Origin of the sequence: Arthrospira sp. PCC 8006, from assembly GCF_046480465.1 — a bacterium.
In the GTDB taxonomy this organism is placed as follows: domain Bacteria; phylum Cyanobacteriota; class Cyanobacteriia; order Cyanobacteriales; family Microcoleaceae; genus Limnospira; species Limnospira platensis.
Genome location: NZ_PKGG01000669.1, coordinates 1 through 247 on the forward strand (window position 1 = coordinate 1; position 247 = coordinate 247).

General features: G+C 68.0%; 1 protein-coding gene. It reads right to left on the minus strand.

The window, feature by feature from the left end; translation table 11 throughout:
• The coding region (locus B9T16_RS29810; protein ID WP_410246508.1) for an NAD(P)-dependent oxidoreductase at positions 1 to 247 on the minus strand (247 nt) is incomplete at both ends.

Genomic DNA, 247 nt, shown 5'->3' on the forward strand with positions numbered 1-247 from the left:
GTGCTCGAACACATCAAGCGCCACCGAATGTACCTGCCGGCTGTGCAGCGCAGCCACCAGGGCCGCCTCGTCGATCAGCGGCCCGCGCGCGACATTGACCACCCGCACCCCCGGCTTGTAGCGCGCCAGTGCCGCGGCATTCAGCATGTGGTGGTTGCGCGGGGTCAGCGCGCAGGTGAAGATCAGAAAATCGCACTCCTTCAGCCGGTCCGGCCAGGCCGCGCGTTCCAGCCCCTTGATGCCGGCA